We start from the raw sequence: 12705 nt of genomic DNA, 5'->3' as shown, positions 1-12705 counted from the left end.
AGAGCTCCCCCGGGCGATAACCTGGTGTCATGATATCGGCGTCGGGGGGCTCGTGTGGACCCACCGGCCGCCGGTGTCACGAGGAGAGAGAACGGATGGACCACATCGCCACCACGACGCGCACCGAACGGTCGCGCGAGCCGTCGAGCATCGACTCGGCGCTCGACGCGCTGGCCGTGGGCCGCCCGCTCCTGCTCATCGACGGGGCGCGGCGGCGCGGGTTCCTCCTCTGCGCCGCCGACCGCGTCGGCCCGGCCTACCTGGCGCTCGTCGACCGCCACGGTCGCGGCACCGTGTGCGCCGTGATGGACCCGGGCCGGCTGCGCGAGCTGGGCATCCCCGAGCTGCCCGGCGTGTTCGGCTCCACCCACGCACCGCTCGCCCTGCACGGGCGCATCCGCCCCGGCGATCCGACGCATCGGGCCGACACGTTGCGCGCGCTGGCCGATCCCGCCACCCCGCCGTCGCGCTTCGCGATCCCCGGCCACGTGGCGCCCGTCGCCGCCGGCGCCGCGCGCGGCGAGCGCCAGGCGCCCTGGCGGGCGATGATCGGCGCGGTCGCGCTGGCCGGCTGCGCGCCGGTGGCCGCCTGCTGCGAGGCGATCGACGGCGAGCGCCCGCCGGTCGGCGTCCAGGCGATCACGCTGGCCGACCTGCAGGCCGCGCTCGACCCCGACGTCACCCGGATCGTCGAGACCGCGCTGCCCACGCGCGACGGCCGCTTCACCGCGATCGGCTACGAGGGGACCCGCTCCGGCGAGGAGTACGTCGCGTTCGTGGCCAGCCCCGACGCCGTCTCGCGCCGGGTGCACGTGCACCGCCGCTGCCAGGTCAGCGACGTCTTCGGCGGCGCCGCCTGCGGCTGTGGGGAGCGCCTGCGCACCGCGATGCGCGAGGTGCAGTCCGTCGGCGGGATCGTCATCTACCACGGCAGCGCGTCGGGCACCTGCGCGCGCGCCGACCGGGCGCTGGCCGAGGAGGACCTGACCACCGAGGTGGCCGCGATCCTGCGCGACCTCGGCGTCGGCCGCGCCGTCCTCTCGTCCAACGAGCGCCTGGCCGCGCGCGACCTGCGCTGGTTCGGGTTGGAGGTGGTGGCGGCATGAACGCCCTCGATGTCCTCTCGGTGACCAAGACGTTCCCCGGGCAGAAGGCGCTGGACGACGTGAGCCTGTCCGTGCGCCCGGGCGAGGTGCACGCGCTGCTGGGCGAGAACGGCTCGGGCAAGTCGACGCTGATCAAGGTGCTGGCCGGCGTGTACCTGCCCGATCCCGGCAGCGACGTGCTGGTGCGCGGCGAGCGCCTGCCGCTCGGCTCGCCCCAGGCCAGCGCCGACATCGGCCTGCGCTTCGTGCACCAGAAGCTCGGCGTGATCCCGCAGATGAACGCGGTCGAGAACATCGCGCTGGAGGGCGGCTTCGCGCGCGGCAAGTTCATCGACTGGGGCACGCAGGCCGAGCTGACCCGCTCGCTCCTGGCCCGCCTGGGCATCGAGATGGACATCTGGTGCCCGCTGGCCGACTGCCGGCCGGTCGAGCGCAGCGCGGTGGCCATCGCCCGGGCGCTGCGCCCGCCCCCGGGCGGCGGCGGCCTGCGCGAGGCCGACGTGCCGCTCGTGGTGCTCGACGAGCCGACCTCCTCGCTGCCCGCCGCCGAGGTGCGCCAGCTGTTCGCGCTCGTGCGCGACCTGACGCGCCAGGGCATCGCGGTGATCTACGTGTCCCACCGCCTGGACGAGATCTTCGACATCGCCGATCGCGTGTCGGTCCTGCGCGACGGGAAGCTGCGCGCCACCGCCGACATGGAGGGGCTCACGCGCGAGGACCTGATCGAGATGATCGTCGGGCGCGAGCTGGCCACCAGCTGGGAGCGCCCGGTCCGCACGACGGCGCCGTCGGACCAGACGACGATGAGCGTGCGCGGCCTGACCGCGGAGCGCATCGACGGCGTCTCCTTCGACCTGCGCCGGGGCGAGGTCCTGGGCATCGTCGGCGTCGCCGGGTCCGGGCGCGAGGTGATGGCCCGCACGCTGGCCGGCGCGGTCCTCCCCGAGAGCGGGCGGCTGATCATCGAAGGGCGCACGCTGCCGGTGATCACGCCCCACACGACGATCGCCGCGGGGTTGAAGCTGGCGCTGGGCAACACGCAGCCCAACAGCGCGATCGCCGACTTCTCCGTGCGCGAGAACCTGACGCTGGCCGCGCTGGGCCGCTACAGCCGCATGGGGCGGGTGTTCCACGCCCGCGAGCGACGCGGCGCCAACCAGTGGATGCAGGCGCTCGACGTGCGCCCGGCCGATCCCGACCGGCTGTACCGGCTGCTCAGCGGCGGCAACCAGCAGAAGGTGATCCTCGGGCGCTGGCTGCACGCCGAGCCCAAGGTGCTGGTGCTCGACGAGCCCACCGCGGGCGTCGACGTGGGCGCCCGCCAGGCGATCTACAGCCTGATCGCCGAGCAGGCCGAGCAGGGGCTGTCGGTCGTCCTGTGCTCGAGCGACCTGGAGGACATCGTGAGCCTGTGCGACCGCGCGCTGGTCCTGCGCGACGGATCGATCGCCGCCGAGCTGTCCGGCGACGGGCTCACCGAGCACCGGCTCCTTCTGGAGTCGGTGGGAGCAGCAACGCCATACGCGACCAACGAGGTAGGAGCCGGGTGACATCGATGGCCACGAGCACACCGACCAAGGCAGCGGACGCCGAGGCGCCGCCCGAGGTCCCGTCGCGTCACCGCTCCCTGGGGGCGATCCTGTCGCCGAAGAACATCGGCGCGATCTACGTGTGGATCGCGATCATCATCCTGTTCTCGATCATCGCCAGCGACACGTTCCCGACCTGGACGACGGCCAAGTCGATCCTCAACCAGTACTCGGTCACCGGCCTGATGGCGCTGAGCCTGGTGATCCCCTTGGCCTGCTCCTACTACGACCTGTCGATCGGCTACACGCTCGGGCTGTCGGGCATCATCGTGGCCGAGCTGCTGGACAAGACGACGATGAGCCCCGTCATGTGCGCCGTCGTGACGCTGCTGATCTGCGTGGGCATCGGCCTGCTCAACGGCTTCGTGGTCATCGGCCTGGGCGTCGACTCGTTCATCGGGACGCTCGGGACCGGAGGCATCCTCTACGCGATCACGCTCGGGGTCTCGGGCAACCAGACGATCACCGGGCGCGTCGGCGAGGGCTTCAGCAAGCTGGCCAGCACCCAGCTGCTGGGCATCACCCTGCCGGTCTTCTACATGATCGCCGCGATGCTGATCCTGGCCTACTGGCTGCAGCGCACCCAGACCGGCCGGCACTTCTACGCGATGGGCTTCGACCGCGAGACCGCGCGCCTGACCGGCATCTCGACGAACAAGCTCGGCGTGCTGGCCTTCGTCGTGTCGGCGGTCATCGCGGGCTTCGCCGGCATGGTCCTGACCGCGCGCGTCTCCAGCGCCTCTCCCGACGCGGGGCCGTCGTACCTGATCCCGGCCTTCTCGGCCGCGTTCCTGGGCGCCACGCAGTTCTGCCGCGGCCGCTTCAACCCGTGGGGCGCGGTCATCGCCGTCCTGCTGCTGGGCACCGGCGACGTCGGCCTGCTGGTCGCCGGCGGCCCGATCTGGACCCCGCAGCTGTTCGAGGGCACCGTCCTGATCGCCGCCGTCGCGCTGACCGGCTTCGGCCAGAACGCGATCCGTGCCCGCTGGGCCGTGCTGCGCACCCGGTTGCGCCAGAACGAGGAATCGCCACCACGAGCCGATCCGCCGGCCGAAGCACCCGCGGCCCCGTCCTAGAACGGGGCGCGCGAGACTGGGCGCCATGAGCGCCACCCAGGTCACCTACCTGCTCGGCGGATCGGCCCCCTGGCTGACCGTCGATGCCGAGCCCGACGCCTTCGCCGCGATCGTCGAGGCCGCCATGAGCGGCGACAGGCTGATCCGCCTGGTCGACGCCAAGACCGGCGAGTCCCCCCTGCACATCAACCCGAGTGCGGTCGTCCTGCTGCGCGCCACGGAGACGAAGGCGCAGTGGCGGCTGCCCTGAGCCCGAGGAGAGCACCGCGATGGACGACGAGACCTTCCGCTTCGAGGAGGTGGCGCCGGGGGTCCGGCTGCTGACCCTGAACCGCCCCGAGCGGCTCAACGCGGTCAACTGGGCGATGGTCCGCGGGCTGGAGGAGACGTTCCGCTCGCTGCGCCACCAGCACGAGATCCGGGCGATCGTCCTGACCGGCGCGGGCCGCGCGTTCTGCGCCGGCCTGGACATCAAGGACCCGGCCTCCCTGGATCCCGACGACACCGTCCACGCCTACGACCTGCAGGAGCTGTTCGGGGGCATGTGCGTCGCCCTGCGCGAGGTCCCGATCCCGGTGATCGCCGCCGTCAACGGCGTCGCGTCGGGCGCCGGCCTGGTGTTCAGCCTGTGCTCCGACATCCGCCTGGCCAGCCCCGTCGCGCGGTTCAACATGGCCAACGTCCGCATCGGCTTCTCCGGCTGCGACCTGGGCTCCTCCTATCTCCTGCCCCGCATCGTCGGCCTCGGCCTGGCCAGCGAGCTGATGCTCACCGGCCGCTTCATCGGGGCCGAGGAGGCCGAGCACGTCCGCCTGGTCAACCGCATCGTCGCGGCCGACGAGCTCCTCGACGCCGCGCTCGAGCTGGCCGGTCAGATCGCCGCCAACTCCCCGTGGGCCGTGCGCATGACCAAGCAGGTGCTTGCCGCCAACGTCGACGCCCCGTCGATGCGCGCCGCGGTCGAGCTGGAGAACCGCACCCAGATCCTCTCCACCCGCACCGAGGACTTCTCCGAGGCGATGACCGCCTTCAAGGAGAAGCGCGCCCCGAACTACACCGGCCGCTGAGCCCCGCCCCCGCCGAGTGGCATTTTGCCTCCGTTGGTGAGGCAGAAAATGCCACTCGGCCCGATGCGGCAGACTCTGGTCGCATGGCTCTGACTGACACCGAACGCCAGGTCCTCGAAGCCGCGCTGCGCGGCCCCGAGACGCCGATCGAGGATCACACGACCGCGGCGATCGCCGGGCGGGCCGGCCTCGATCCCGCGACGGTCGCGCAGACGCTGCGCGCGCTGTCGCAGCGCACGCCGGCGCTGGCCCACGAGGAGGTCGCGACCGCGACCAACACGACCTTCTGGATCATCCCCGACCAGGCCAGGGACGAGCTCTGAGCCGGCCGCGCCCCGCCTCACCGGCCCCAGAAACGACGAAAGCCCGGTAGAGGCCCGGGCTTCCGTCAGAGCGGGATACGGGAATCGAACCCGCCGAACGGCATCACGACAGGCGTTCTTGGCTTTCCTGAGCCACGAGAGGTGTGCTCAGGTGGGGTGAGGTTCGCTCAAGTTGGTACCCCGGTTGGTACCTCGACCGCTCAATACTTGACGCTCAATGTAGGTTGGCGCGGTGCTAGCCACCCTCGCCCAGACCATTGTTTGTCGCTGCGCGAATCCGCCGGTCACCACGGGCAAGGCGGTCGTTGACGGCCTCATCGCATTCGCGTCTTGCCTAGGGTTGGGTTCGTGCGCCGGCGGCGGCAGCGCGGCGCTCGCTCTTGCGTTTACCAGCAGGGTTGATCCTGATGAGCGTGCCGACATGATCAATCGAGGTATGGGTGCAGGCTTCGCCTTCGGGGTAGCCTTGGGCGTAGTGGCATTCGTGGCCTACGCAAGCAAGGTCATCACCGCGTGAACATCACCGGCCTTCAACGGCCCGCGGGCAGTGAGCGCGGGGACAACTTCAACGAGCGCAATGCGTTCGATCGATTTTGCTACCTGCTCGTGAAGGAACCCTGGAGAGGGGTTGTCTTCGGCTTTCAGATGGCGCTGGTTCTACTTGCACTCGCAATCGCCGGAGTCTCCGTCGTGTGGCTAGCCCTCATCGCGGTCGTGGCGATCAGCGTCCTCGTCGGTCGTGGCACCTACGTCCGAGTCCATTACCGTCTCGACGACGAGAGCCGTTTCCCCCTCTATTGAGGATGGGGCGGCACTGAACGCCCGTCCTATCATCGCCGCCTCGTGCGCTGGCGCGTAGTCCGCGTACCGCTGCGTCGTACCGATGTCCCGGTGCCCCATCCACTCCTGCAGCGTCCGCATCGGCACCCCAGCTGCGGCCATCCGGGTGCCGAACGTGTGGCGCAGGTCGTGGAAGACGTGCGAATCGTCGAGGCGGGCGGCACGCAGCGCCTTGCGGAAGCGGCGGAGGATGCCCGCCTTCGCGAGCGGCCCGCCGCTGATCGGATCGACGAACACGAGGTCATCGTCGCCCTGCCGGTCCGACGCCTTGAACACCTGGTCGAGCGCGGCGGCGACCGGGTCGGCCATCGGCACGCTGCGGGTCGACCTGCGGCTCTTGGGCGTGCCGAACTCGCCGAGAACGTAGTTCTGGCGGACGCGGATGCGCGCCGCCGGCCAGTCGACATCGCGCCAGCGAAGGGCGATCAACTCGCCCTGGCGTAGCCCGGTCATCGCAGCCACGACGTACATCGCTCGGTCGACCTGCTGGTACGGGCCGGGGATCGCCTCCCTGGCCACCGCTTCGACCTCGGCGGGCTCGAGGAGTCGCACCATCGAGAGCGAGCAGTTCGCGCGCTGCGCGAGTGCCTGCTGGGAGAGGCCAGCTTCGCGACGCTCGATCCGGAGATTCGCTCCGACCTCGTGGATAGCGTTAGCGCTCATGGACGGCATGCTCGCCGCGCGAGGACCGCGTTCCAGCGATCCCAGAAGATCGGAACGGTTGCGATGACATCTCGCCCCGAGCTGGTCTGGGTCGACGGTCAACACCAGACTCGGCTGGGAGCGATTCGTAGACGCGAGACCTGGGTCTACGCCGAAGTGGGGGACGGTGTGTGGACCGTCGGCTACAGGGTCGAGACGATCGCCGGCGCGCCCGTGGTCGCCGAACAGCGACAGTGGCCGACGGGACTTCCACCTTGGCGAGACCGCGAGCTGCACCTCGAAGTCACGACCCCGGAGGCCCCTCCATCGCTGGATCTGGCAAACCGAGCGCTGTCACCACGTGGGGCGCTCGCGTTCTGGCGCGAGGAGTGCGAGATGACCTCCGACTTCGGCGGCGAGGTCTTCTCGCAGTTCCCGGCCGAGTACGGCTTCGACCCCATGGCGCCTCCGCTGGCTCGCGCGGGTGACGGGTACTACCTCGCGGTTGCGGAGAAGTACGTCAGCCTTCGCCGCGATGGCGGGGGGCTGCACGGGCGTCTGGCTGGCGAGTTCGGTGTGAGCGAGGCTCAGTCGCGGAAGCTCGTGATGCGGTGCCGCGAACGTGGGCTGCTCAACGGCGACGAACTCGGCAGCTACGCACTCGGCCTTCGCCAGCACAAGCAGGCTGCTTGAGCGCTCCGCCCGACGCGCCTGCCGGCCCGTCCGGGCTACCGGAGTTCGACACCTACCTTCGGCCCCGGCAGCTCCCACAGGATGTGATCGATGCGCGGGCTGCTGCGCTGGTGCGGAACGCGGCGCTTAATGCCGTGATCCAGCCGCGCATCGACGTGCACCTCGGAGTCTGCGACGAGGCCGTGTCCTACCTCGCCGATCTCCAGCAGTGGGTCGCGGACAAGTCCGATCTCGACCTCGACGCGGACACCCGACAAGCGGCTACCTGGCGGGTCGCTGGTCGATGCATCGGACTTGCGCGCGCGTTGATCTCGCTTCTCCGTTCAGGGTTCGGTGCGGAGGTCGCGCCAGTCGGTCGGACCTTGCACGAGGCGACCCGCATGCTCAGCGTTCTCGGGGATTCCGAGGAGCCGGGATTGATGCGCAGATGGCTTGACGATGAGTGGCTACGTCCCACCGAGATGCGGGCCGCGGGTGCACGACAGCATGCTCGGGTGAACAAGGGGGCGGCGCAGTCACTTGCCGCGGCCCGCGCGGCTGGCGACAACGAAGCGGTCGCTGCGATCAAACGACTGTCCAAGGGCCCCAATCCGCAGCAGGTCAGCGACATGTCAAGGGCGATCTACGAGGTCCTCTCCCGTATCTCGCACAACCGCCGGTCCGGCATGTCGGACGCCTACTCCAACGACGAGCGCCTCATGGCGTGCGGGCCACATCCCGACCCTCTGATCCGAGCCGAATACGTGCACTGGGGCTTTTCCGTCGTAGAAGAGGCCGTGCTGCATGTTGGCAACGCGATCTCGGCGTTGATGCCGCACCACCGCTCGTTCACGACGATGATCCGACCAATCGTGATGAAACTGCACGAGGCGCGGGCAGCCCATCCTCTCGATCCCGCGTCGCTGCGCCGGCTGGGATAGGCCACCTACAGGCTCTGCGATCTGCCTCCGCCGTAGGTGCAGATCCTGTCGCTGTCGCAGGTTCAAACGCTGTCGGCAGAGTCCTGGCGGGTGCGTGGAACCGCGAGTTGCTCGTGAGTCGGTAGCGTCGCGCCATGAGCGAGCCACAAGAAGGCTGGCAGCCCGACCCGACTGGTCGCCACGAACTCCGGTTCCACAACGGCACCCGCTGGACCGAGCACGTCGTCGACAACCACGAGCAGACAGTCGACCCGCTTGGTGCCCCCGGAGACCACGGCGGCCAGGAGACGCCTGGGGAAAAGCGGGGTTTGGTCCAACGCGCCAAGGACGTCGCGCAGCGCGAGTTGGAACGCGAGCGCGAAGTCCGCGCGATCAAGCAGGCGCCAGCCGAGTCCACCGGCCCGCCGCCAGAATGGCTGCAGGCACACGGAGGCCCGGCTGCACCTCCCACCGCGGCGACTCCTGAGCAGCGGTTTCAGTACCGCGTCGAGATCGCGCGCGAGACGATGTTCGGCGACAAGATCAAGCACGACTCGCTGCAGGAACTCCTCAACAAGTACGCGCTGCACGGCTGGCAGCTCAAGACGATCACGTCGGCGAACGTCGGCGGTCGTGTGGGGCCGGGCGGAACATCGGGGCTGCTAGTGACGTTCGAGCGGCCCGTCCGCTAGGGCTGTTCGATGTCATCCACGAGGTCACCGAGGCGGACGCACTGGACCTCATCAGCGGGCACCGCGTCGGGGTCGCGAATGGTGATCGGCATTCCGTGACATGGGACAGCGCCTAGGGCTCCGTAATCGGATGCAAAGATTTGCTTGTCCGCCAAGCTCACGATGGCGCGGAACGACTGGTCCCATTCGAAGGCTTGGTGGCCGTCGAGCTCGAGGACAAACGCCTCTTGGTCTTTGGGGCGCACCTCTGTCGTCCCCTCGCCGCGACGCACCACCACTGTCATCGGGGACGCCTTCTGTGACTGCAGGCGGATCTCATGGACGTAGACGGGCTCCTCGCCTCGATTGATCACGCCAACGGTTAGGAGGTGCAGCGTCGGCAGGGTCTCGCCGACGACTAGCGGTCCGTCGCCGAGGCCGCGTTGCTCTTCCAGGGTGATCTCAATGTCGCTCGTTCTACGCCGCTCGTCGAGACGTCGCTGCCAGCGAAAGTTCCTGGTCGAGAGCCACGCGCCATAGGCCGCAACGCCCAGCGCGAGAATGGCTAACGCGAGTTCCACGGCGAGTACCGAGCAGTGGCCGGGAAAGAGACTGCGGGGCGCGTCATGCTGGCGGCTGAGGCAGACCGAGCGAGCGGCAGAGCGTGGTGTCGACCTGCGCCATCTGATCTGGGGAAAGGTCCGCGCGGTACCCGGCCAGAGCTTCCTTCGTCAGCGTGTAGAGCGAACGACACAAGACCTCGCCAGCCTCGGGGAGCGGGTCGCCGGCCGCAAGGTGCACGTTGGTCGGCTGCTTGTGCTTCGGGATCGTGGTGGTCAACGCGGCGACGACGACCGCGTTGGAGTGCTGGTTGCCGGGGTCGGCCGAGACGATCAGGACCGGCCGCACCTTGTCCATCGGCGCCCAGTAGATCTCGCCGCGTCGAGGGAAGCCTTTGGGAAAGCCGGGCGCGGACAAGGCCAGGCCGAACGCAGGTCGAGGTGCCTGCTACTCGGGCAGGGACGCCTTACTCGCCTCGAACAGGTCCGCGTGGGCCCCGTCAGACAGCGCATCCAGCTCGTTCCAGCCGGCGGACTCCATTGCTGACCGGAATGCGCCGAGCAGGTCGGGCGTGTCGGTCCGCGTCGTCGTCCTACCCGCGTCGAACCGGTAGTGGCGGTACGGCTCCACGATCACGCCGCCTTGCTCCTCGGCGTGGCTCGTTGCAATGCTCATGGCCTCTCCTCTTGCCGAACTGACGTCGCGTCGGGCACCGTGCCCATCTGCTGTTCGTAGATCTCCACCACGTCTGCCAATGCCTTCGCCATGGCCTTCGCGTGTTCCCAGCTCATCGTGACCCGGGCCTGCGGTTCTGGCTCGGCTACCGGGTCCGACCGGTAGCCGAATTCCAGAGTTAGGTCGAACGGCCCGCCCAGCGCCTGCATCGCGTTCGCGTGCACGCGGGGAATCGCTTCCATCGGCCGGCCGTCACCCACGCCGCGCTCCGCTCATGTACGCGAATGATGCCAGACACCGTCGTCAGACAGGATTGGTACCTCATTGGTACCTCGACCGGCCCCAGAAACGACGAAAGCCCGGTAGAGGCCCGGGCTTCCGTCAGAGCGGGATACGGGAATCGAACCCGTCTCTCGAGCTTGGGAAGCTCGCGTTCTACCGATGAACTAATCCCGCGGGTGCAGCGCGAAGCGTCGATACTAGTGGGCGTCTGTCCCCTTCTGCGAGGAACCTCAGGCTGCGCAAGATCTCCTGTGGCGAGGCCAAGCGCGTGTTCCGGCAGGCCAACGCGGCGCTGAGCGCGCGCGACCAGCCGCCGTACATGCCGGAATGCCCCGGCGGGCCCGTGGCCAGGTGGAACGGCTGGCGCTTCCGCGCCATCGGGACGCTCGGCATCGACGTCGTCGCCACCAAGGGCGCCCAGAGCTTCCACTTCGGCGGCGGGGGAGCGTGCGGCTGAGCCGCCGGACCGCACTACTCTGAGCCGGGATGAAGCGCTCTGCTGTGCCGTTCGTGGCGATCCTCGCAGTCGCCGCGCTCGTCGGTCTCCTCGTCTATGGCGTCGCCTCCAAGAGCGACGACAAGACGCTCGACGAAGCCGTCTCCAAGCGGGAGCTGCCAACGGCGCCCGCCCGCGATCTGCCCGTGCTCGACGGCGAGGGCACGAGCTCGCTGGCCGCCTACAAGGGCAAGGTCGTCGTCCTGAACTTCTGGGCCTCCTGGTGCGAGCCGTGCAAGGACGAGGCGCCGGCCCTGGAGAAGGCGCAGAAGCGCCTGGAGGCCTCCGGCGACGGCACCGTGCTGGGCGTGACCTACCGCGACCAGTCGGGCGACTCGAAGGCCTTCATCAAGAAGTTCGGCCTGACCTACCCGTCGATCCGCGACGTCGACGGCAAGCTGGCCCAGGACTACGGCACGCGCGCCCTGCCCGAGACCTTCGTGATCGACCGCAACGGGAAGATCGTCGCGCTCTCGCGGGGCACGATCGACGAGCAGAAGCTCGACGGCTGGATCGACGAGGCGCTGCGGTCATGAGCGCGCGGCGGCGCATCGTGGCGCTGCTGGCCGCGCTCGCCCTGGCGACGCTCGCGCTGGCCACGACCGCGCTGGCCGCCGAGCCCAAGACGTCGGTCACCGACATCTCCGACGAGGTCATGTGCGTCGTCTGCGGCGTCCCGCTGAACATCGCCGAGGCGCCCCAGGCCGAGCGCGAGCGCTCGTTCATCCAGGACCTGATCGACGAGGGCCTGACCAAGGACCAGATCAAGGCCCGCCTGGTCACCGAGTACGGCGAGAGCGTGCTGGCCGACCCGACCGGCGGCGGCATCGCGACCGCGACCTGGCTCGTGCCGCTGCTGCTCTTGCTGGCCGCGCTCGGCGGCCTGGCCGTCGTCGTCCCGCGCTGGCGCGCCCGGCGCAGGGCGGGCGAGAACGGGCCCGACGCCGAGGACGACGCCCCCGCCCCGCTGGACGCCGAGGAAGAGCAGCGCCTCGAGGACGACCTCGCGCGCTACCGCTGATGCTGGCCCAGGCGGCTCCCGACACCACGATCCTCGCCGCCTTCGCCGTCGGGTTCGTCTCGTTCATCTCCCCCTGTGTGCTGCCGCTGGTGCCCGGCTACCTGTCCGCGGTCAGCGGCGTCTCGATCGTCGAGCTGCGCGAGAAGGACCACACCACGGCCAGCGTGCTGTGGCCGGCGATCGTGTTCTGCCTGGCCTTCACCGTGATGTTCGTCGCGCTGGGCATGAGCGCGACCGGCCTGGGCCAGACGCTCAACGACCACCGCGACCTGCTCGACAAGATCGCCGGCGGCCTGATCATCGCGATGGGCATCTTCTTCCTGGCCACGCCGTTCGTCCCGCGCCTGAACAAGGAATGGCGTCCCGACGCGCTCATCCGCCGCGCCGGCAGCGGCGGCCCGCTGATCGCCGGCGCCGCCTTCGCGCTGGCCTGGACGCCCTGCATCGGCCCGACGCTGGCCTCGATCCTGGCCGCCGCCGCGACCAGCGACTCGGTCGGCCACGGCGGCGTGCTGCTCGCCTTCTACAGCGCGGGCCTGGCCGTGCCGTTCCTGCTCACCGCGCTGGCCTTCGACCGCATGACCAGCGCCTGGCGCTGGGTGCGCGACCACTACCTGATCATCACCGCCGTCTCCGGCGCGATCCTGATCGTCATGGGCATCCTGATCTTCACCCAGGAGCTGACCCGCCTGAACGCCGACGCGCAACGGCTGCTCGGCGACCTGGGGCTGGACTTCATCTACTCGCTGTAACGTCCCGGAGCG

The 12705-nt window shown here is 69.6% G+C and carries 19 protein-coding genes and 1 tRNA gene; 14 read left to right on the top strand and 6 right to left on the bottom strand.

Translation table 11 applies throughout. The annotated features are described in order from the left end of the window. Window positions 1-95: 95 nt before the first annotated feature. From ACZ5UI_RS01480 to ACZ5UI_RS01450, 7 genes are all read left to right on the top strand, one after another. Window positions 96-1106, top strand: coding sequence for a 3,4-dihydroxy-2-butanone-4-phosphate synthase (locus ACZ5UI_RS01480; protein WP_464193492.1), 1011 nt, complete (start codon window positions 96-98; stop codon window positions 1104-1106). After that, on the top strand, window positions 1103-2656 hold the full coding sequence (locus ACZ5UI_RS01475) for a sugar ABC transporter ATP-binding protein (protein ID WP_464193490.1): 1554 nt from the start codon (window positions 1103-1105) through the stop codon (window positions 2654-2656). The genes ACZ5UI_RS01480 and ACZ5UI_RS01475 overlap by 4 nt, the downstream gene beginning before the upstream one ends. Before the next feature lie 5 nt (window positions 2657-2661). Further along, window positions 2662-3771, top strand: a complete 1110-nt coding sequence (locus ACZ5UI_RS01470; RefSeq protein WP_464193488.1) for an ABC transporter permease — start codon at window positions 2662-2664, stop codon at window positions 3769-3771. A gap of 25 nt (window positions 3772-3796) precedes the next feature. Next, window positions 3797-4021, top strand: coding sequence for a hypothetical protein (locus tag ACZ5UI_RS01465; RefSeq protein ID WP_464193486.1), 225 nt, complete (start codon window positions 3797-3799; stop codon window positions 4019-4021). Between the two features lie 19 nt (window positions 4022-4040). Next, window positions 4041-4838: an enoyl-CoA hydratase/isomerase family protein gene (locus tag ACZ5UI_RS01460; protein WP_464193484.1), complete on the top strand. Its 798-nt coding sequence runs from the start codon at window positions 4041-4043 to the stop codon at window positions 4836-4838. A gap of 83 nt (window positions 4839-4921) precedes the next feature. Next, window positions 4922-5161: a hypothetical protein gene (locus tag ACZ5UI_RS01455; protein ID WP_464193482.1), complete on the top strand. Its 240-nt coding sequence runs from the start codon at window positions 4922-4924 to the stop codon at window positions 5159-5161. A 232-nt stretch (window positions 5162-5393) separates the two neighbouring features. Further along, on the top strand, window positions 5394-5678 hold the full coding sequence (locus tag ACZ5UI_RS01450; RefSeq protein ID WP_464193480.1) for a hypothetical protein: 285 nt from the start codon (window positions 5394-5396) through the stop codon (window positions 5676-5678). A 179-nt stretch (window positions 5679-5857) separates the two neighbouring features. On the opposite strand, the gene ACZ5UI_RS01445 is transcribed toward ACZ5UI_RS01450, so the two are convergent. Next, window positions 5858-6664, bottom strand: a complete 807-nt coding sequence (locus tag ACZ5UI_RS01445; protein WP_464193478.1) for a tyrosine-type recombinase/integrase — start codon at window positions 6662-6664, stop codon at window positions 5858-5860. A gap of 63 nt (window positions 6665-6727) precedes the next feature. On the opposite strand from ACZ5UI_RS01445, the gene ACZ5UI_RS01440 reads away from it, so the two are divergent. The 3 genes from ACZ5UI_RS01440 to ACZ5UI_RS01430 all read left to right on the top strand — a co-directional run bounded on the left by ACZ5UI_RS01440 (window position 6728) and on the right by ACZ5UI_RS01430 (window position 8927). Next, entirely contained in the window at window positions 6728-7336 is a 609-nt protein-coding gene (locus tag ACZ5UI_RS01440) for a hypothetical protein (protein WP_464193476.1), read from the top strand. Next, complete coding sequence (locus ACZ5UI_RS01435) at window positions 7333-8256, top strand: hypothetical protein (RefSeq protein ID WP_464193474.1); 924 nt, start codon at window positions 7333-7335, stop codon at window positions 8254-8256. Before ACZ5UI_RS01440 ends, ACZ5UI_RS01435 begins: the two co-directional genes overlap by 4 nt. A gap of 134 nt (window positions 8257-8390) precedes the next feature. Further along, complete coding sequence (locus tag ACZ5UI_RS01430; RefSeq protein WP_464193472.1) at window positions 8391-8927, top strand: DUF4177 domain-containing protein; 537 nt, start codon at window positions 8391-8393, stop codon at window positions 8925-8927. Here the strand turns inward: ACZ5UI_RS01430 and ACZ5UI_RS01425 are convergent. From ACZ5UI_RS01425 to ACZ5UI_RS01405, 5 genes are all read right to left on the bottom strand, one after another. After that, entirely contained in the window at window positions 8924-9487 is a 564-nt protein-coding gene (locus tag ACZ5UI_RS01425; RefSeq protein ID WP_464193470.1) for a hypothetical protein, read from the bottom strand. The genes ACZ5UI_RS01430 and ACZ5UI_RS01425 overlap by 4 nt on opposite strands. 43 nt (window positions 9488-9530) lie before the next feature. Then, window positions 9531-9884 carry a type II toxin-antitoxin system PemK/MazF family toxin gene (locus ACZ5UI_RS01420; protein WP_464193468.1) on the bottom strand — a complete coding sequence of 118 codons (354 nt, stop codon included), beginning with the start codon at window positions 9882-9884 and terminating at the stop codon, window positions 9531-9533. A gap of 30 nt (window positions 9885-9914) precedes the next feature. Then, window positions 9915-10142 carry a hypothetical protein gene (locus tag ACZ5UI_RS01415; RefSeq protein ID WP_464193466.1) on the bottom strand — a complete coding sequence of 76 codons (228 nt, stop codon included), beginning with the start codon at window positions 10140-10142 and terminating at the stop codon, window positions 9915-9917. Next, a complete protein-coding gene (locus ACZ5UI_RS01410) occupies window positions 10139-10384 on the bottom strand; it encodes a DUF3467 domain-containing protein (protein ID WP_464193464.1) in 246 nt (81 codons plus the stop codon). Before ACZ5UI_RS01410 ends, ACZ5UI_RS01415 begins: the two co-directional genes overlap by 4 nt. 143 nt (window positions 10385-10527) lie before the next feature. After that, window positions 10528-10598 (bottom strand) — tRNA-Gly (locus tag ACZ5UI_RS01405). Window positions 10599-10692: 94 nt separating this feature from the next. On the opposite strand from ACZ5UI_RS01405, the gene ACZ5UI_RS01400 reads away from it, so the two are divergent. The 4 genes from ACZ5UI_RS01400 to ACZ5UI_RS01385 are packed head-to-tail and all read left to right on the top strand — an operon-like array spanning window position 10693 to window position 12693. Beyond that, window positions 10693-10881, top strand: coding sequence for a hypothetical protein (locus ACZ5UI_RS01400; protein ID WP_464193462.1), 189 nt, complete (start codon window positions 10693-10695; stop codon window positions 10879-10881). A 29-nt stretch (window positions 10882-10910) separates the two neighbouring features. After that, on the top strand, window positions 10911-11456 hold the full coding sequence (locus ACZ5UI_RS01395) for a TlpA family protein disulfide reductase (protein ID WP_464193460.1): 546 nt from the start codon (window positions 10911-10913) through the stop codon (window positions 11454-11456). After that, window positions 11453-11941 carry a cytochrome c-type biogenesis protein gene (locus ACZ5UI_RS01390; protein WP_464193457.1) on the top strand — a complete coding sequence of 163 codons (489 nt, stop codon included), beginning with the start codon at window positions 11453-11455 and terminating at the stop codon, window positions 11939-11941. Before ACZ5UI_RS01395 ends, ACZ5UI_RS01390 begins: the two co-directional genes overlap by 4 nt. Next, window positions 11941-12693 (top strand): cytochrome c biogenesis CcdA family protein, encoded by a 753-nt coding sequence (locus tag ACZ5UI_RS01385; RefSeq protein ID WP_464193455.1) that lies wholly within the window; start codon window positions 11941-11943, stop codon window positions 12691-12693. The genes ACZ5UI_RS01390 and ACZ5UI_RS01385 overlap by 1 nt, the downstream gene beginning before the upstream one ends. Window positions 12694-12705 lie beyond the last annotated feature (12 nt).

The sequence above is a fragment of the Conexibacter sp. JCM 18997 genome, assembly GCF_055391915.1.
This window is presented reverse-complemented; position numbering and strand designations above follow the sequence as displayed.

What these genes read in the sequence shown, in the direction of transcription:
- ACZ5UI_RS01390 (WP_464193457.1), top strand. Translation starts at nt 11,453, where the DNA reads ATGAGCGCGCGGCGGCGCATCGTGGCGCTGCTGGCCGCGCTCGCCCTG.
- ACZ5UI_RS01395 (WP_464193460.1), top strand. Translation starts at nt 10,911, where the DNA reads ATGAAGCGCTCTGCTGTGCCGTTCGTGGCGATCCTCGCAGTCGCCGCG.
- ACZ5UI_RS01385 (WP_464193455.1), top strand. Translation starts at nt 11,941, where the DNA reads ATGCTGGCCCAGGCGGCTCCCGACACCACGATCCTCGCCGCCTTCGCC.
- ACZ5UI_RS01475 (WP_464193490.1), top strand. Translation starts at nt 1,103, where the DNA reads ATGAACGCCCTCGATGTCCTCTCGGTGACCAAGACGTTCCCCGGGCAG.
- ACZ5UI_RS01440 (WP_464193476.1), top strand. Translation starts at nt 6,728, where the DNA reads ATGACATCTCGCCCCGAGCTGGTCTGGGTCGACGGTCAACACCAGACT.
- ACZ5UI_RS01415 (WP_464193466.1), bottom strand. Translation starts at nt 10,142, where the DNA reads ATGAGCATTGCAACGAGCCACGCCGAGGAGCAAGGCGGCGTGATCGTG.
- ACZ5UI_RS01445 (WP_464193478.1), bottom strand. Translation starts at nt 6,664, where the DNA reads ATGAGCGCTAACGCTATCCACGAGGTCGGAGCGAATCTCCGGATCGAG.
- ACZ5UI_RS01480 (WP_464193492.1), top strand. Translation starts at nt 96, where the DNA reads ATGGACCACATCGCCACCACGACGCGCACCGAACGGTCGCGCGAGCCG.
- ACZ5UI_RS01470 (WP_464193488.1), top strand. Translation starts at nt 2,662, where the DNA reads ATGGCCACGAGCACACCGACCAAGGCAGCGGACGCCGAGGCGCCGCCC.
- ACZ5UI_RS01455 (WP_464193482.1), top strand. Translation starts at nt 4,922, where the DNA reads ATGGCTCTGACTGACACCGAACGCCAGGTCCTCGAAGCCGCGCTGCGC.
- ACZ5UI_RS01465 (WP_464193486.1), top strand. Translation starts at nt 3,797, where the DNA reads ATGAGCGCCACCCAGGTCACCTACCTGCTCGGCGGATCGGCCCCCTGG.
- ACZ5UI_RS01410 (WP_464193464.1), bottom strand. Translation starts at nt 10,384, where the DNA reads ATGGAAGCGATTCCCCGCGTGCACGCGAACGCGATGCAGGCGCTGGGC.
- ACZ5UI_RS01460 (WP_464193484.1), top strand. Translation starts at nt 4,041, where the DNA reads ATGGACGACGAGACCTTCCGCTTCGAGGAGGTGGCGCCGGGGGTCCGG.
- ACZ5UI_RS01430 (WP_464193472.1), top strand. Translation starts at nt 8,391, where the DNA reads ATGAGCGAGCCACAAGAAGGCTGGCAGCCCGACCCGACTGGTCGCCAC.